Consider the following 15,753-nt stretch of genomic DNA (forward strand, 5'->3'; position numbering starts at 1 on the left):
TCCCGCTATGCCGCCAGAATGCGGTCCAGCGCCCGCTGGGCATTCACCAGATGACTCCCGCCAAACAAAATAGCCCGGTTTATCAAGGTGTACAGCTGATAAACCGGCTGACGATCAAGGAAACCCGCAGGTAACGGCGAGACAGACTGATAGCCATCATAAATTTGCGGCGGCTGTTCAGGGTGCAACGGCAGCATTGCGAGGTCACATTCTCTGTCGCCCCAGTAGCAGGCCGGGTCAAATATATAGGGACCATCAGGCCCAAGTGCACAGTTGTTTGACCATAAATCTCCGTGCAGAAGGGAAGCCTGAGGCTGATGCGAAGCCAGACGCTGCTGAATGTGTTCAACAATCGCGTCGATGTTGCCGAACGCTAATCCCTTTTCAGCGGCCAGCTCCAGCTGCCAGCCGATGCGCTGCTCGGCGAAAAAGGTCGACCAACGGCGCTGCCATGCGTTTGGCTGTGGGGTAGTGGAGAGGTCGTTATCAAAATCGAGCCCGAACTGAGGTTGATCGCTCCACTGGTGCAAACGGGCGATCTGTTGCCCGAGAATAAAGGCGTTGTGCGCATCCAGAGGGCGCGCGGGAAGATAGTTCATCACCAGAAAGCTATAGTCACGATCGCTGCCGACGGCTAATACCTGCGGAACGGTGACTGTTTTACTGCGCGATAACAGCTCAAGCTGATCGGCTTCGGCAGTAAAAATGGGGAGCAATTCACGCTCATCACATTTAACGAAAAGATCGCGCCCGGCGTAACGTAAATGCCATGCGGCATGGATCTCTCCGCCTGGCAGTTCGTTACGCAGTTCAATTTCACCTTCACCCAGCTGCTCACTTAAAAGATGACTGATAGCCTGCCACATGATGTCTCTCCCATGTTGTCTGCCAGATCATAAAGTTAGCGCAAAACGGCTATAAAAAAACAGGAACTAACGCACAACTGAGCGGTTTAATTTTGTACAGGGCACTTATTGTTCTTTTTTATGCCAGTTTTCCCAGCTATCCACATCAATTTCCGTGGCTTTGTCAGTCACGCTTTCCACCAGACTACTGGCCAGCGCCTTCACCTCTTCCTGACTCAGCGGGCTTATCAGGCCAAATGCCAGTGAGCCGAGATCGTGAATATTGCCCTCATCGTCCGTCAGCGTGAGCAGAAAATTGGCGCGCGTGAACGCGTTGTTGAGTTCATTCAGTTCGGTCAGCGACGCCTCATGAATATTCACGGTTACGACGTAGCGGGTGATATCACCACTGCTCATAATTCACCTCGTTGTTATCCTGAAAGTTTTCTTAGCATAGTCGATATGCCCTGTTTAGCGACTTCCCCCTCCATGGGAAGGGGAAGCAGGTTCAGCTTCTCGCCAGGTAATCGACAATTTTCTGGGTATCCGCAAGCGAACACAGACGCGTTCCCTGGTTTATGGTGGCTGCACTCCCTGCCGCGACGCCATAGCGTGCCATCTCCAGAAGCGAAGCGCCCTGCGCTAGCTTCAGCACCATCGCGCCAACCATACTGTCACCGGCACCCACGGTGCTCTGGCTTTTCATCGGCGGTGGCACAACCTGTACAAAGCCCGTCTTGTCGACGGCCAGCGCACCCTGAGGACCGAGAGAGACCACAACGCGATGCGCTTTGCCCGTACATACCAGCTCTTCTGCGGCAGTACGAACGTCATCAGGCTGGCTGAGTTCTCGATTAACCAGGGCACTGAGCTCTTTCTGGTTAGGTTTAACGAGTTCAAGTTGTCCGGGTTCTAACGCCGCCTTCAGGGCTTCGCCCGAGCTATCGACAATGCAGCGGATGCCGCGCTGGAGCGCCGCCTGAACCAGCGCCGTCAGTTTTTCTGTTTTGACGCCCGGCGGCAGGCTACCGCTGATCACCAGTAATGAGCCGCTTTCAATGGTCAGCACTTTCTCTTCCAGTTGACGAAACTCATCATCGCTCAATTTCGCCCCCGGCATCACAAAACGATATTGCTCGCCGCTGGATTCAACATGGACATGCAGGTTCTGCCGGGTCCAGTCTTTAGCATCGACGGTGTCTACGGCCACCTGTTCATCTGCCAGCAACGCAACCAGATGCTCTCCCGTGGCGCCGCCAGCGGGGAAGATGGCGGTGGCTTTTCCGCCGAGATGGGTAATAGCGCGCGCCACGTTGATGCCGCCGCCGCCCGGCTCAAACACCGGCGCGCTACAGCGCAGCTTACCTTCCGGGTAGATTTGCGGCGTCATGGTCGCGGAGTCGAGGGAAGGGGAGAGTGTCAGCGTATAAATCGAAGCCATCATGACCTCCTTTTATCATGGGTTCTTTTAAGCCTGGCACCGTTTGGCAGGAAGGCAACGTAAATAACAGTATGATTTTAAATATGAATGCTGACAAATAACCTGCGCCGGGCATATAAAATAAAACACGTTTTGGGATCGTTCTTATTCAAAAAATGAAAGAAGAAAATATTGCTATGTTATTTGCGGCTTTTTATAATTTGTTACCTTTCTATGGTCGCCTTGTCATTGATCCGCAAGAAAGTTTCCGAGACCGTGACGGTCTCTTTTTATGTTGTACGGACTCCTTAAATAAAATGAAGCTTTTGAAGACAGTACCCGCAGCACTGATGCTGGCGGGTGGCGTATTTGCGTCACTGAATGCAACCGCCGATGATACCGTTTTTACTGTCATGGACGATCCCTCCACTGCCAAAAAACCCTTTGAAGGTAACGTGAATGCCGGGTATCTGGCGCAATCCGGTAATACGAAAAGCTCCTCCCTGACCGCAGACAGCACCCTGACCTGGTACGGCAACACCACGGCCTGGTCGCTGTGGGGAAATGCCAGCAACACCTCTGCTAACGATCAACGCTCATCAGAGAAATACGCGGTAGGCGGACGTAGCCGATACAACATGACCGATTATGACTACCTGTTCGGGCAGGCGAGTTGGCTGACTGACCGCTACAACGGCTATCGCCAGCGTGATGTCGTGACTGCGGGTTATGGTCGTCAGTTCCTCAATGGGCCGGTGCACAGCCTGCGTTTTGAATTCGGTCCGGGTGTCCGTTACGACGAGTACACCAACGGCGAAGATGAAACCCAGCCGCTGGGTTATGCGTCGGGCACCTATGCATGGCAGATGACGGACAACGCAAAATTCACCCAGGGTGTGTCGGTGTTTGGTGCTGAAGATACAACGCTGAACTCAGAAAGTGCGTTGAATGTGGCCATCAACGAACACTTTGGACTCAAGGTGGCGTACAACGTAACCTGGAACTCATCCCCACCTGATTCTGCGCCGGAACATACCGATCGCCGAACCACGATTTCTTTAGGTTATAAAATGTAATATCGTCGGGCCGGGATTATTCTCGGCCCGTTTTTTATTTTCTGAAACTGTGCTTATTTATATTAAACGGCGTTTTAAAATAATGGGTCTGGTTTCATCTTCATAATTTCTCCATAATTAGCCGACCAGGGCTTATTCAGTTTATTTGACACGAATTGATAAATAATTTGACTAGGCAAGAATGTGATCCAGATCTACACTTACGGCACAGGCGAAAAACTCGCCTCAGGCATATCGCATTAAATAAGTATGAGAATAAAATTATGAAAAAAATCAAAACCGCTACAGCAGCGATGGTGCTTTCCGCACTTTCATTTGGCGTATTTGCTGCTGATAATATGACGCAACCTGCCAGTGACGTTAACAGCCCAATCGGGATCGCTAAAGCCTCGGATGTAGAAGCAGGCTCCAACATTGCCCCTGGCTCTCAGTCTACCGGCCAGTCAATGAATGATGCATTTGATGTACACAAGCTGGTGGCGGGTGAGTGGTCCTGATATTTCAACTGCCACGTGTGACGGAATATATACGCTGTCACAGCCTGTCGAAAACCGGATTATGACGTACCGGTTTTGGACCATAAATTATCGTAAAGATAGTTAAGATTTATTCAGTAAATTCACGGCACGTTTTCGCTGACAAAATATTAGCCCCAGATCATTGCGGCCCAGCGCAGCAGCAACATCGCGCCGCAAATAGCAATTAACACCACGACCATTTTCCAGTGCTTCACGGCAAATCTTTTTGTTGGCATAACCTAATCCTTGTCAGTTGATACCCTTAGTCTACCAAAATCTGCGCCAGAAAGCGCTCAACCCTGGACAACAGGTTATGCCGGAACACCGGTTCGGCTTAAAACCAATGGAATCTGTCAGCCAGAATCAATACCAGGCAAGCAGCGGAAAGTAGATTCAATATCACAACGGTTTTGCTGGATACATTCATGTGATACCCCTTCGATGTTTAAGGACCAAGTCAAGAATAGCTCAGCACTTTCGGATTGCGAGCCTCCGTCAGCAAAAGTTCATGAACGCAGACAAAAGGATGAACGGTTCAAACGGTCTCAGAAGGTGCATTCGCCCTTTCAATAGTGTTACCATTACCCTGCTTGCCGTAAATTCGCATTTATCTGAATCGGCAGGTGCATGATGACGAACCAATTTGACGATTGTTGGTCAGATGGTTTCGTAATCTACTGTTTAATCACGATTATTTTCTTTGTATATGCTCTTATGTGTGGGGCATCACTGCAAATAAGGATATAAAATGCCTGTAATTACTCTTCCTGATGGCAGCCAACGCCATTTCGACCATGCTGTTAGCCCAATGGATGTTGCCCTGGATATCGGTCCTGGACTTGCAAAAGCAACCATCGCAGGTCGCGTAAACGGTGAGCTGGTAGACGCGTCCGATCTGATTGAAAGCGATGCAACGCTTGCGATCATCACCGCGAAAGACGAAGAAGGTCTGGAGATCATTCGTCACTCCTGTGCGCACCTGTTAGGCCATGCTATTAAGCAGCTCTGGCCAAACACCAAAATGGCGATCGGCCCGGTTATCGACAACGGTTTCTACTACGACGTTGACCTTGACCACACCCTGACTCAGGAAGATATCGACGCGCTCGAGAAACGAATGCACGAGCTCGCCGAAACCAACTATGACGTCATTAAGAAGAAAGTCAGCTGGCACGAAGCGCGTGAAACCTTCGTGAAGCGCGGCGAGAGCTACAAAGTCTCGATTCTTGATGAAAACATCGCTCATGATGACAAGCCTGGCTTGTACCATCACCAGGAATACGTCGACATGTGCCGTGGACCGCACGTGCCGAACATGCGCTTCTGTCATCACTTCAAACTGATGAAAATCGCAGGCGCTTACTGGCGTGGCGACAGCAACAACAAAATGTTGCAGCGTATTTATGGTACCGCGTGGGCCGATAAGAAAGCCCTGAACGCGTACCTGCAACGCCTGGAAGAGGCGGCTAAGCGTGACCACCGTAAAATCGGTAAGCAGCTTGACCTGTATCATATGCAGGAAGAAGCGCCGGGGATGGTGTTCTGGCATAACGACGGCTGGACTATCTTCCGTGAACTGGAAACGTTCGTGCGCTCCAAGCTGAAAGAGTACCAGTACCAGGAAGTGAAAGGCCCGTTCATGATGGACCGTGTGCTGTGGGAAAAAACCGGCCACTGGGACAACTACAAAGATGCGATGTTCACCACTTCGTCTGAGAACCGTGAATACTGCATCAAGCCAATGAACTGCCCGGGCCACGTTCAGATCTTCAACCAGGGTCTGAAATCCTACCGCGATCTGCCGCTGCGTATGGCGGAGTTCGGTAGCTGCCATCGTAACGAGCCATCAGGTGCGCTGCACGGTCTGATGCGTGTTCGTGGCTTTACTCAGGATGATGCGCATATCTTCTGTACTGAAGATCAGGTCCGTGAAGAAGTTAACGCCTGTATTCGTATGGTCTACGATATGTACAGCACCTTTGGCTTCGAGAAGATCGTGGTCAAACTCTCAACGCGTCCGGAAAAACGTATCGGCAGCGATGAGACATGGGATCGCGCAGAGGCGGATCTTGCCGTAGCGCTGGAAGAGAACGGTATTCCGTTCGAATATCAGCTGGGCGAGGGCGCATTCTACGGTCCGAAAATTGAATTTACCCTGTATGACTGCCTCGATCGCGCATGGCAGTGCGGAACGGTACAGCTGGACTTCTCCCTGCCGCAGCGTTTAAGCGCCTCTTATGTTGGCGAAGACAACGAGCGTCAGGTGCCGGTTATGATTCACCGTGCGATTCTCGGTTCACTGGAGCGCTTCATCGGCATCCTGACCGAAGAGTTCGCGGGCTTCTTCCCAACCTGGCTTGCGCCAGTGCAGGTCGTGGTGATGAACATTACCGATTCTCAGGCGGATTACGTTAAAGAATTGACGCAGAAACTACAAAATGCGGGCATTCGCGTAAAAGCAGACTTGAGAAATGAGAAGATTGGCTTTAAAATCCGCGAGCACACTTTACGTCGTGTCCCGTATATGTTGGTCTGTGGTGATAAAGAGGTGGAAGCAGGCAAAGTTGCCGTTCGCACCCGCCGTGGTAAAGACCTGGGGAGCCTGGACGTAAGTGAAGTGATTGAGAAGCTGCAACAAGAGATTCGCAGCCGCAGTCTTCAACAACTGGAGGAATAAGGTATTAAAGGCGGAAAACGAGTTCAAACGGCACGTCCGAATCGTATCAATGGCGAGATTCGCGCCCAGGAAGTTCGCTTAACAGGTCTGGAAGGCGAGCAGCTGGGGATTGTGAGTCTGAGAGAAGCGATCGAAAAGGCTGAAGAAGCTGGAGTAGATTTAGTTGAAATCAGCCCTAACGCCGAACCGCCAGTTTGTCGTATCATGGACTACGGCAAGTTCCTTTATGAAAAGAGTAAGTCTTCTAAGGAACAGAAGAAGAAGCAAAAAGTTATCCAGGTTAAGGAAATTAAATTCCGTCCTGGTACCGACGATGGCGATTATCAGGTAAAACTCCGCAGCCTGATTCGCTTTCTGGAAGATGGCGATAAGGCCAAGATCACGCTGCGTTTCCGCGGTCGTGAGATGGCCCACCAACAGATTGGTATGGAAGTGCTTAACCGCGTCCGTGACGATCTGAGTGAACTGGCAGTAGTCGAATCCTTCCCTACGAAGATCGAAGGCCGCCAGATGATCATGGTGCTCGCTCCTAAGAAGAAACAGTAAGGCCTTCAAGCAGCAAAATCTGTGGAGCCTTCGGGCCCCATAGGTTTTGTTCGCCTATGTTTCGTTTATTTAACAATGCGAAGTGGAAGTTATTAAAATGCCAAAAATTAAGACCGTACGCGGTGCTGCTAAGCGCTTCAAAAAAACCGGTAAAGGTGGTTTTAAGCACAAGCACGCTAACCTGCGTCACATTCTGACTAAGAAAGCTACCAAGCGTAAACGTCACCTGCGTCCAAAAGCCATGGTTTCTAAAGGCGATCTGGGCCTGGTCATCGCGTGCCTGCCGTACGCATAAGTCGTTAACGTTTAACTTTTTTAACTTAGAATAGATACAGGAGAGCACACATGGCTCGCGTAAAACGTGGTGTAATTGCACGTGCACGTCACAAGAAAATTTTGAAACAAGCTAAAGGCTACTACGGTGCGCGTTCACGCGTATACCGCGTTGCCTTCCAGGCTGTTATCAAAGCAGGTCAGTACGCTTACCGTGACCGTCGTCAGCGTAAGCGTCAGTTCCGTCAACTGTGGATTGCGCGTATCAACGCAGCAGCACGTCAGAACGGTATTTCTTACAGCAAATTCATCAACGGCCTGAAAAAAGCCTCTGTTGAAATCGACCGTAAGATCCTGGCTGACATCGCAGTATTCGACAAAGTAGCGTTCACCGCTCTGGTCGAAAAAGCGAAAGCAGCACTGGCATAAGCCAGTTGAGAGAGGGGGCTTTGCCTCCTCTTTTCATTTAACACCATCAGAAGATTGACATTTATCCGTGCAGGCTTTTCAATAAGGTCTTAACGGTTTTTACCCTACAAGGTAACGCAAGCATGAATGCTGCTATTTTCCGCTTCTTCTTTTACTTTAGCACCTGACTTCAGGAGGCTAGCGCGTGAAAGATGAAACGAAAAACAGCGCCAGATAAGCCTCCCGATGGAGGCTTTTTTTGTGCCTGAAGTTAAGAGAATACGTCCAACAATTCGGTGTCTGCACCGACATAATGAGGAAAACCATGTCACATCTCGCAGAGCTGGTTGCCAGTGCAACGGCCGCCATTAACCAGGCCTCAGATGTTGCCGCGTTAGACAATGTCCGCGTCGAATATCTGGGCAAGAAAGGGCATTTGACCCTTCAGATGACTACCCTGCGTGAACTGCCAGCAGAGGAGCGCCCGGCAGCCGGTGCAGTGATTAACGAAGCCAAAGAGCAGGTACAGCAGGCGCTGAACGCGCGTAAAGCCGAGCTGGAAAGCGCAGTACTGAATGCGCGTCTGGCGGCAGAAACGATTGACGTTTCTCTGCCGGGTCGTCGTATTGAAAACGGCGGTCTGCATCCGGTGACTCGTACTATCGATCGTATTGAAAGTTTCTTCGGTGAGCTCGGCTTTACCGTGGCGACTGGCCCGGAAATTGAAGATGACTACCACAACTTCGATGCCCTGAACATTCCTGACCATCATCCGGCACGTGCTGACCACGACACTTTCTGGTTTGACGCTACCCGTCTGCTGCGTACTCAGACTTCCGGCGTTCAGATCCGTACCATGAAGGAGCAGGAGCCGCCAATCCGCATCATCGCGCCGGGTCGCGTATACCGTAACGACTACGATCAGACCCACACCCCAATGTTCCACCAGATGGAAGGTCTGATTGTTGATAAAAACATCAGCTTTACCAACCTGAAAGGCACGCTGCACGATTTCCTGAACAACTTCTTTGAGGAAGATTTGCAGGTTCGCTTCCGTCCGTCCTACTTCCCGTTCACCGAACCGTCTGCGGAAGTTGACGTGATGGGTAAAAACGGCAAATGGCTGGAAGTGCTGGGCTGCGGCATGGTGCATCCAAACGTGCTGCGCAACGTGGGTATCGATCCAGAAGTGTATTCCGGCTTTGCGTTCGGTATGGGTATGGAGCGTCTGACCATGCTGCGCTACGGCGTAACCGACTTACGTGCGTTCTTCGAAAACGATCTGCGTTTCCTCAAACAGTTTAAATAAGGGCAGGACAGAACAATGAAATTCAGTGAACTGTGGTTACGCGAATGGGTGAACACCACGCTGGACAGCGACGCGCTTTCCAACCAGATCACCATGGCGGGTCTGGAAGTTGACGGTGTAGAGCCGGTTTCTGGCGCCTTCACCGGCGTGGTCGTGGGCGAAGTGGTTGAATGCGGTCAGCACCCTAACGCTGACAAACTGCGCGTAACAAAAGTCAATGTGGGCGGTGACCGTCTGCTGGATATCGTCTGCGGTGCGCCAAACTGCCGTCAGGGCCTGAAAGTGGCCGTGGCGACCGTCGGTGCGGTGCTGCCGGGCGATTTCAAAATCAAAGCGGCTAAGCTGCGCGGTGAGCCGTCTGAAGGCATGCTGTGCTCCTTCTCCGAACTGGGTATTTCCGACGATCACTCTGGCATTATTGAATTGCCGCAGGATGCGCCAGTTGGTACTGATATCCGCGAATACCTGACGCTTGATGACAACACCATCGAAATCAGCGTAACGCCAAACCGTGCTGACTGTTTAGGCATCATCGGTGTGGCCCGCGACGTGGCCGTGCTGAACCAGACTGAACTGAACGTGCCGGAGATCGCTCCGGTTGAGGCAACCATCAGTGACGTGCTGCCGATACAGGTAGACGCGCCTGAGGCCTGCCCACGCTACCTCGGTCGTGTGGTGAAAGGTATTAACGTTAAAGCGCCAACCCCGCTGTGGATGAAAGAGAAACTGCGTCGCTGCGGTATCCGTTCTATCGATGCGGTCGTCGACGTCACCAACTATGTTCTGCTTGAGCTGGGCCAGCCAATGCACGCCTTTGATAAAGATCGTATCGAAGGTGGGATCGTCGTGCGCATGGCGAAAGAGGGCGAAACCCTGGTTCTGCTGGACGGCAGCGAAGCGAAACTGAACGCTGACACCCTGGTGATTGCCGATCACAACAAAGCGCTGGCGATGGGCGGGATCTTCGGCGGCGAGCACTCTGGCGTTAACGACGAGACGCAAAACGTCCTGCTGGAATGCGCGTTCTTCAGCCCGCTCTCCATCACCGGCCGCGCACGCCGTCACGGTCTGCACACTGATGCTTCTCACCGCTACGAGCGTGGCGTGGATCCTGCGCTGCAATACAAAGCGATGGAGCGTGCGACTCGCCTGCTGATCGACATCTGCGGCGGCGAAGCGGGTCCGGTTATCGATGTGACCAACGAAGCGACGCTGCCGAAGCGTGCGACCATTACCCTGCGCCGCAGCAAACTGGATCGTCTGATTGGTCACCACGTTGCCGATGCGCAGGTGACCGACATTCTGACGCGTCTGGGCTGCGAAGTTACTGAGGGTCAGGACGAGTGGAAAGCCGTTGCGCCGTCCTGGCGTTTTGACATGGAGATCGAGGAAGATCTGGTGGAAGAAGTGGCCCGCGTTTACGGCTACAACAACATCCCTGACGAGCCGGTGCAGGCGGGTCTGGTGATGGGCAGCCATCGCGAGGCCGATCTGTCTCTGAAGCGTGTGAAAACCATGCTGAACGACAAAGGCTACCAGGAAGTGATCACCTACAGCTTCGTTGATCCTAAGCTGCAACAGCTGATCCACCCGGGTCAGGAAGCGCTGATCCTGCCAAGCCCGATTTCCAGCGAGATGTCAGCGATGCGTCTGTCCCTGTGGACGGGACTGCTGGGTACTATCGTTTATAACCAGAACCGTCAGCAAAATCGCGTGCGTATTTTCGAAAGCGGTTTGCGCTTTGTACCGGATACTCAGGCGAATTTAGGCATCCGTCAGGATCTCATGCTGGCCGGCGCCATCAGCGGTAACCGCTTTGAAGAGCACTGGGACCTGGCAAAAGGGACGGTTGATTTCTACGATATGAAGGGCGATCTGGAAGCGATTCTCGATCTGACCGGTAAATTATCCGAAATTGAATTCCGCGCAGAAGCGATTCCAGCCCTGCATCCGGGTCAGAGTGCGGCGATCTATTTAGACGGCAAACGTGTTGGTTTCATTGGGGTTGTTCACCCGGAACTGGAACGTAAGCTGGATCTGAATGGCCGTACCATCGTATTCGAACTGGAGTGGAACCCGGTTGCAGACCGCGTCATTCCTCAGGCGCAGGACGTCTCCCGCTTCCCGGCAAACCGCCGTGATATCGCGGTTGTGGTCGCTGAAAATGTGCCCGCAGCAGATATTTTGGCCGAATGTAAGAAAGTTGGCGTAAATCAGGTAGTTGGCGTAAACTTATTTGACGTGTACCGCGGCAAGGGCGTAGCAGAAGGTTTCAAGAGCCTCGCTATTAGCCTTATCCTTCAGGATACCAGCCGTACACTCGAAGAAGAGGAGATTGCCGCTACCGTCGCCAAATGTGTAGAGGCATTAAAAGAGCGATTCCAGGCATCATTGAGGGATTGAACCTATGGCGCTTACAAAAGCTGAAATGTCAGAATATCTGTTTGATAAGCTTGGGCTTAGCAAACGGGATGCCAAAGAGCTGGTAGAGCTGTTTTTCGAAGAGATCCGTCGTGCTCTGGAAAATGGTGAGCAGGTTAAACTCTCCGGTTTTGGCAATTTTGATTTGCGAGACAAAAACCAACGTCCGGGCCGTAACCCGAAGACGGGGGAAGATATTCCCATTACAGCCCGCCGCGTGGTGACCTTCAGACCCGGACAGAAGTTAAAAAGCCGTGTCGAAAACGCAACGCCCGAAGCAGAGTAATATGAACTAACTAAAAAGGCCGCTCACGCGGCCTTTTTTCTTTGCGCTATTTGCTAAACCCGCCGTAAAATCAATGATATCTCAACCGGATAACCTATCGTCTATGCTTGATCTTGCCCGCCGCCAGCACCGCTCCGATCTTCGCCGCCTGTGTCTGCTCGGGGTGCTGTTGATTGTCGCCACCACCGTCAGCCTGTGTGCGGGCGATCGGTGGCTGGGGCCGGAAAGCTGGTTTACGCCTGAAGGACAGCTCTTTGTCTGGCAGATCCGCCTGCCGCGGACGCTGGCGGTCCTTTTAGTCGGCGCTGCCCTGGCGCTGTGCGGCACGATCATGCAGGCATTATTTGAAAACCCTCTGGCGGAACCCGGACTTCTCGGGGTCTCGAATGGCGCAGGCGTCGGGCTTATCGCCGCCGTGATGCTGGGGGGAGGCGAACTCTCCACCTGGGGGATTAGCCTCAGCGCAATCCTTGGCGCGCTGCTGATCACCCTTATCCTTCTGCGCTTTGCCCGTCGCCATTTATCCACCAGCCGGCTGCTGCTTGCCGGGGTAGCGTTGGGGATCATCTGTAGTGCGCTGATGACCTGGGCCGTCTACTTCTCCACCTCCTTCGATCTGCGCCAGTTAATGTACTGGATGATGGGAGGATTTGGTGGCGTCGACTGGCGTCAGGGGTGGCTGATGGTGCTCCTGATCCCGGTCATCCTGTGGACGGCGTTCCAGGCGCAGCCGCTTAATATTCTCGCGCTGGGGGAAACGTCTGCTCGCCAGCTCGGGATGCCGATTGGATTCTGGCGCAACGTGCTGGTTATCGCCATTGGCTGGATGGTAGGCGTAAGCGTGGCGCTGGCGGGGGCGATTGGCTTTATTGGGCTGGTGATCCCGCATATGCTGCGCCTGTGCGGCATTACGGACCACCGAACCCTGCTCCCGGCCTCGGCGGTTGCCGGGGCGGCAACGCTGCTGATTGCCGATATCATCGCCCGGCTCGCCCTGACGGCCGCTGAGTTGCCCATAGGCGTGGTGACCGCAACGCTGGGCGCACCGGTCTTTATCTGGCTACTATTAAAAGCTGGACGTTAAAACACAACCTGTAAGTCAACCTGAGGGAATGCTATGCAGTCTGATATTCTGAATACCGAAGTGACGACCATTGACGGCGAGAAAACCACGCTGGAGGGCTACAAGGGCAAGGTGCTGCTCATCGTGAACGTGGCGTCGAAATGTGGCCTTACGCCGCAGTATGAACAGCTGGAAAACATTCATAAAGCCTGGGAAAAAGACGGCTTTACCGTACTCGGCTTCCCGTGCAACCAGTTCCTGGGCCAGGAGCCGGGTAGCGAAGAGGAGATTAAGACCTTTTGCAGCACAACCTATGGCGTGACGTTCCCGATGTTCAGCAAAATTGATGTGAACGGGGAAAATCGTCATCCGCTGTATGCCAAACTGGTGGCCGCGGCGCCGACCGCCGTTGCGCCTGAAGAGAGTGGTTTCTATGAGCGTATGGCAAGTAAAGGCCGCGCGCCGCTCTATCCGGATGATATTCTGTGGAACTTCGAAAAATTCCTGATTGGCCGTGACGGTGAGGTCGTGCAGCGTTTTTCGCCAGACATGACGCCTGAAGATCCTATCGTGATGGAATCAATCAAGCTGGCGCTGGCGAAATAATGACGCTGCTGATGCAGCTCACGGACGTTGCCGGCAAGGGGCGTCTTGAGCCTGTTACCGCCGAAGTCAACGCAGGTGAAATCCTTCACCTGGTTGGGCCAAACGGCGCCGGAAAAAGCACGCTACTGGCGTGCATGGCGGGGCTGACCAGCGGGGAAGGGGATATTACCTTCCTCGGGCAATCGCTCGGCGACTGGCTACCCGCTACACTTGCCTCCCGTCGAAGCTACCTGGTTCAGCAGCAGGTTCCGCCCTTTGCGATGCCCGTCTGGCACTACCTGACGCTGCATCTGCCTGACAAAAATCAGGTGGGATTGCTCAACGAGGTTGCTGCGGCACTCGGGTTAGACGACAAGCTTACCCGGCAGGCAAATCAGCTTTCCGGCGGCGAGTGGCAGCGCGTGCGTCTGGCGGCCGTTATCCTTCAGATCCATCCGGCGGGAAATCCTCACGGGCGGTTGCTGCTGCTGGACGAGCCGATGAGTGGGCTGGACGTTGCCCAACAGGCAGCGCTGGATACCCTGCTCAGCGCGCTGTGTCGCAAGGGGATTGCCATTGTGATGAGCAGCCATGATTTAAACCATACGTTGCGCCACGCGCATCGGGTGTGGTTGCTGGCGCGTGGCAAGCTGATTGCCAGCGGAACGCGCGACAGCGTGCTGACGGCCGCCAATCTTGCGAGCGCTTACCACATGTCGTTCCGGAGGCTGGATATTGAAGGCCACAAGATGCTCATTTCCACGGCGCAGGAATAACCTTTCTTGCACAGCTGCATAGATGCACGCTAAATTACCGAAAGAACAAAAAAAAGCAGAGGATTCGTCTGAAATGCGATTCTGGTTTCTCCTTGTTGCGGCGCTCTTTCTTGCAGGATGCAGCAGCCATCGTGCACCTCCGCCCAACCCACGGCTTTCCGATTCCATTACGGTCATTGCCAGCCTGAACGATCAGCTCAGCAACTGGCGCGGCACACCTTATCGCTACGGCGGCATGAGCCGGGGCGGGGTGGATTGCTCGGGATTTGTGCTGATGACCTTCCGCGATAAATTTGACCTCCAGCTTCCGCGTGAAACGCGTATGCAGGCGAAAATCGGCACTGAAATTGATAAAGACGAGCTCCTGCCCGGCGATCTGGTCTTTTTTAAAACGGGCTCCGGTGAAAGCGGCCTTCATGTCGGCATCTATGATACCGATAATCAGTTCATTCATGCCTCGACCAGCCGTGGCGTGATGCGCTCCTCTCTGGATAATGTTTACTGGCGTAAAAACTTCTGGCAGGCCAGACGTATTTAACCGCTGCATAAAAATGCAGTGCGGAGGGCCTGGCGGTGAAAATAGACGTCAGGCTTTTCTTGCGGGTTGATTAAAGTTAAATTTTTGCCCAATTATTTATGTCCGCATGTGCCTGTTTTATCTAAAACTGGCTATTATTCAATAACCAGGATAAAATTAATTTAGATTCAGGGAAAAATCTGAAAATTAATACGGAAAGAATGAAATTAATCTTATTAAAATCAAGACAGTGGAATTGTGCCTGCAATTGCTCCAGGATGTTCTCTCTCATCTTTAATGCAGGACAAGCGCGATGATTATTACGCTAGATAATGCTTACCAGTCTGAACTTTTACTCCTTCCGGCGCGTGATAGTGCAGGTTTGCTTAAAGGTTTAGAGATTTTGGTTAACTTTACTGGCGTGGGTGCGGACGTACGGATCCCGACTGAACTGGTTATCCCACATCTTTCTCAGGAAGATGAATTAGCGCTGTTTCAGGAGAAACTGCAATTACTCGATACCTGTAAGCTATTTTTTATTCAGCATCAGTTAATTGCATGGATCAATATTACACCTGCAATTGTTGAGTTTTTATTAACTAATGAGAACGCTGTTTCAATCCTCGAGCGTTATCCGTTTCTTGAGTTTACTGTTAATGAGAACTATCCAGGTTTAAATAACGGGAAAGACGATCCCTGTCTGGCAAGAATGGCGATCCATTTCCCCTTAGTACTGGCTAACTTTGGTGCAGGGGCATCTTCCCTTAAACCGGTTTATGATGGTCTGTTCAAACGGGTGATTCTGGATAAAAACTTTATCCAGCAGCGCGCGTCGGCACTCTCGTTTGAGCCTTTTATGCGCGCTATTCTCTGGCAGATCGCGCCGCATTGTCAGTCGGTCATGGTCTCGGGAATTGACGATCACGGCATCTTACAACGCGTGCTGCCCTTCAATTTTGGTGCAATGCAGGGAAGCCTGTGGCCTGCCGTCCCGGCAGAGCAGGTCACGACTCTCGTTCAGCAATAACCCCTT

General features: G+C 52.5%; 20 protein-coding genes and 1 other annotated feature. Of the genes, 15 read left to right on the plus strand and 5 right to left on the minus strand.

Annotated features, from left to right (window positions below; translation table 11 throughout):
• Positions 1–5: 5 nt before the first annotated feature.
• The 3 genes from O1721_RS13445 to pfkB all read right to left on the minus strand — a co-directional run bounded on the left by O1721_RS13445 (position 6) and on the right by pfkB (position 2,286).
• Positions 6–866 (minus strand): fructosamine kinase family protein, encoded by an 861-nt coding sequence (locus tag O1721_RS13445; RefSeq protein ID WP_015570740.1) that lies wholly within the window; start codon positions 864–866, stop codon positions 6–8.
• A gap of 105 nt (positions 867–971) precedes the next feature.
• On the minus strand, positions 972–1,262 hold the full coding sequence (gene ghoS, locus O1721_RS13450; protein WP_003857822.1) for a type V toxin-antitoxin system endoribonuclease antitoxin GhoS: 291 nt from the start codon (positions 1,260–1,262) through the stop codon (positions 972–974).
• 91 nt (positions 1,263–1,353) lie between these two features.
• Positions 1,354–2,286 carry a 6-phosphofructokinase II gene (pfkB, locus tag O1721_RS13455; protein WP_032648050.1) on the minus strand — a complete coding sequence of 311 codons (933 nt, stop codon included), beginning with the start codon at positions 2,284–2,286 and terminating at the stop codon, positions 1,354–1,356.
• A gap of 296 nt (positions 2,287–2,582) precedes the next feature.
• Here pfkB and O1721_RS13460 point away from each other — a divergent pair, with 296 nt between their 5' ends.
• Complete coding sequence (locus O1721_RS13460; protein WP_026080717.1) at positions 2,583–3,341, plus strand: DUF481 domain-containing protein; 759 nt, start codon at positions 2,583–2,585, stop codon at positions 3,339–3,341.
• A gap of 263 nt (positions 3,342–3,604) precedes the next feature.
• Complete coding sequence (locus O1721_RS13465; protein ID WP_015570736.1) at positions 3,605–3,838, plus strand: YdgH/BhsA/McbA family protein; 234 nt, start codon at positions 3,605–3,607, stop codon at positions 3,836–3,838.
• A 149-nt stretch (positions 3,839–3,987) separates the two neighbouring features.
• On the opposite strand, the gene yniD is transcribed toward O1721_RS13465, so the two are convergent.
• A complete protein-coding gene (gene yniD, locus O1721_RS13470) occupies positions 3,988–4,095 on the minus strand; it encodes a small membrane protein YniD (protein WP_003857815.1) in 108 nt (35 codons plus the stop codon).
• Positions 4,096–4,193: 98 nt separating this feature from the next.
• Entirely contained in the window at positions 4,194–4,286 is a 93-nt protein-coding gene (gene yncL, locus O1721_RS13475) for a stress response membrane protein YncL (RefSeq protein ID WP_017384656.1), read from the minus strand.
• Positions 4,287–4,607: 321 nt separating this feature from the next.
• Between yncL and thrS the strand changes: the two genes are divergently transcribed.
• The 13 genes from thrS to O1721_RS13540 all read left to right on the plus strand — a co-directional run bounded on the left by thrS (position 4,608) and on the right by O1721_RS13540 (position 15,747).
• Entirely contained in the window at positions 4,608–6,536 is a 1,929-nt protein-coding gene (gene thrS / locus O1721_RS13480) for a threonine--tRNA ligase (protein WP_003857814.1), read from the plus strand.
• A gap of 3 nt (positions 6,537–6,539) precedes the next feature.
• Complete coding sequence (gene infC, locus O1721_RS13485; protein WP_023616141.1) at positions 6,540–7,082, plus strand: translation initiation factor IF-3; 543 nt, start codon at positions 6,540–6,542, stop codon at positions 7,080–7,082.
• A 97-nt stretch (positions 7,083–7,179) separates the two neighbouring features.
• Positions 7,180–7,377 carry a 50S ribosomal protein L35 gene (gene rpmI / locus O1721_RS13490; protein WP_001124225.1) on the plus strand — a complete coding sequence of 66 codons (198 nt, stop codon included), beginning with the start codon at positions 7,180–7,182 and terminating at the stop codon, positions 7,375–7,377.
• Positions 7,378–7,427: 50 nt separating this feature from the next.
• Positions 7,428–7,784: a 50S ribosomal protein L20 gene (gene rplT, locus O1721_RS13495; protein WP_000124850.1), complete on the plus strand. Its 357-nt coding sequence runs from the start codon at positions 7,428–7,430 to the stop codon at positions 7,782–7,784.
• Between the two features lie 117 nt (positions 7,785–7,901).
• Positions 7,902–8,026: a sequence feature (Phe leader region), on the plus strand.
• The gene (gene pheM, locus O1721_RS13500) at positions 7,907–7,951 is read left to right on the plus strand and encodes a pheST operon leader peptide PheM (protein ID WP_001386830.1); all 45 of its coding nucleotides are present in this window, start codon (positions 7,907–7,909) and stop codon (positions 7,949–7,951) included. Its footprint overlaps the feature before it by 45 nt.
• 62 nt (positions 8,027–8,088) lie before the next feature.
• Positions 8,089–9,072: a phenylalanine--tRNA ligase subunit alpha gene (pheS, locus tag O1721_RS13505; protein ID WP_032648052.1), complete on the plus strand. Its 984-nt coding sequence runs from the start codon at positions 8,089–8,091 to the stop codon at positions 9,070–9,072.
• Between the two features lie 15 nt (positions 9,073–9,087).
• Positions 9,088–11,475, plus strand: coding sequence for a phenylalanine--tRNA ligase subunit beta (gene pheT / locus O1721_RS13510; protein ID WP_032648054.1), 2,388 nt, complete (start codon positions 9,088–9,090; stop codon positions 11,473–11,475).
• 4 nt (positions 11,476–11,479) lie between these two features.
• Complete coding sequence (ihfA, locus tag O1721_RS13515; RefSeq protein ID WP_032648056.1) at positions 11,480–11,779, plus strand: integration host factor subunit alpha; 300 nt, start codon at positions 11,480–11,482, stop codon at positions 11,777–11,779.
• 103 nt (positions 11,780–11,882) lie between these two features.
• Entirely contained in the window at positions 11,883–12,863 is a 981-nt protein-coding gene (btuC, locus tag O1721_RS13520; RefSeq protein WP_032648058.1) for a vitamin B12 ABC transporter permease BtuC, read from the plus strand.
• A 33-nt stretch (positions 12,864–12,896) separates the two neighbouring features.
• The gene (locus O1721_RS13525; RefSeq protein ID WP_017384653.1) at positions 12,897–13,448 is read left to right on the plus strand and encodes a glutathione peroxidase; all 552 of its coding nucleotides are present in this window, start codon (positions 12,897–12,899) and stop codon (positions 13,446–13,448) included.
• Positions 13,448–14,203 carry a vitamin B12 ABC transporter ATP-binding protein BtuD gene (btuD, locus tag O1721_RS13530; protein ID WP_032648060.1) on the plus strand — a complete coding sequence of 252 codons (756 nt, stop codon included), beginning with the start codon at positions 13,448–13,450 and terminating at the stop codon, positions 14,201–14,203. Before O1721_RS13525 ends, btuD begins: the two co-directional genes overlap by 1 nt.
• A 73-nt stretch (positions 14,204–14,276) precedes the next feature.
• Positions 14,277–14,741: an NlpC/P60 family protein gene (locus O1721_RS13535; protein WP_015570730.1), complete on the plus strand. Its 465-nt coding sequence runs from the start codon at positions 14,277–14,279 to the stop codon at positions 14,739–14,741.
• A 292-nt stretch (positions 14,742–15,033) separates the two neighbouring features.
• Positions 15,034–15,747, plus strand: coding sequence for an EAL domain-containing protein (locus tag O1721_RS13540; protein ID WP_032648062.1), 714 nt, complete (start codon positions 15,034–15,036; stop codon positions 15,745–15,747).
• The last annotated feature ends 6 nt before the right edge of the window (positions 15,748–15,753 follow it).

The sequence above is a fragment of the Enterobacter cloacae complex sp. HYC033_NIDB genome, from assembly GCF_056673335.1.

What these genes read in the sequence shown, in the direction of transcription:
- O1721_RS13445 (WP_015570740.1), bottom strand. Translation starts at nt 866, where the DNA reads ATGTGGCAGGCTATCAGTCATCTTTTAAGTGAGCAGCTGGGTGAAGGT.
- ghoS (WP_003857822.1), bottom strand. Translation starts at nt 1,262, where the DNA reads ATGAGCAGTGGTGATATCACCCGCTACGTCGTAACCGTGAATATTCAT.
- pfkB (WP_032648050.1), bottom strand. Translation starts at nt 2,286, where the DNA reads ATGGCTTCGATTTATACGCTGACACTCTCCCCTTCCCTCGACTCCGCG.
- O1721_RS13460 (WP_026080717.1), top strand. Translation starts at nt 2,583, where the DNA reads ATGAAGCTTTTGAAGACAGTACCCGCAGCACTGATGCTGGCGGGTGGC.
- O1721_RS13465 (WP_015570736.1), top strand. Translation starts at nt 3,605, where the DNA reads ATGAAAAAAATCAAAACCGCTACAGCAGCGATGGTGCTTTCCGCACTT.
- yniD (WP_003857815.1), bottom strand. Translation starts at nt 4,095, where the DNA reads ATGCCAACAAAAAGATTTGCCGTGAAGCACTGGAAAATGGTCGTGGTG.
- yncL (WP_017384656.1), bottom strand. Translation starts at nt 4,286, where the DNA reads ATGAATGTATCCAGCAAAACCGTTGTGATATTGAATCTACTTTCCGCT.
- thrS (WP_003857814.1), top strand. Translation starts at nt 4,608, where the DNA reads ATGCCTGTAATTACTCTTCCTGATGGCAGCCAACGCCATTTCGACCAT.
- rpmI (WP_001124225.1), top strand. Translation starts at nt 7,180, where the DNA reads ATGCCAAAAATTAAGACCGTACGCGGTGCTGCTAAGCGCTTCAAAAAA.
- rplT (WP_000124850.1), top strand. Translation starts at nt 7,428, where the DNA reads ATGGCTCGCGTAAAACGTGGTGTAATTGCACGTGCACGTCACAAGAAA.
- pheS (WP_032648052.1), top strand. Translation starts at nt 8,089, where the DNA reads ATGTCACATCTCGCAGAGCTGGTTGCCAGTGCAACGGCCGCCATTAAC.
- pheT (WP_032648054.1), top strand. Translation starts at nt 9,088, where the DNA reads ATGAAATTCAGTGAACTGTGGTTACGCGAATGGGTGAACACCACGCTG.
- ihfA (WP_032648056.1), top strand. Translation starts at nt 11,480, where the DNA reads ATGGCGCTTACAAAAGCTGAAATGTCAGAATATCTGTTTGATAAGCTT.
- btuC (WP_032648058.1), top strand. Translation starts at nt 11,883, where the DNA reads ATGCTTGATCTTGCCCGCCGCCAGCACCGCTCCGATCTTCGCCGCCTG.
- O1721_RS13525 (WP_017384653.1), top strand. Translation starts at nt 12,897, where the DNA reads ATGCAGTCTGATATTCTGAATACCGAAGTGACGACCATTGACGGCGAG.
- btuD (WP_032648060.1), top strand. Translation starts at nt 13,448, where the DNA reads ATGACGCTGCTGATGCAGCTCACGGACGTTGCCGGCAAGGGGCGTCTT.
- O1721_RS13535 (WP_015570730.1), top strand. Translation starts at nt 14,277, where the DNA reads ATGCGATTCTGGTTTCTCCTTGTTGCGGCGCTCTTTCTTGCAGGATGC.
- O1721_RS13540 (WP_032648062.1), top strand. Translation starts at nt 15,034, where the DNA reads ATGATTATTACGCTAGATAATGCTTACCAGTCTGAACTTTTACTCCTT.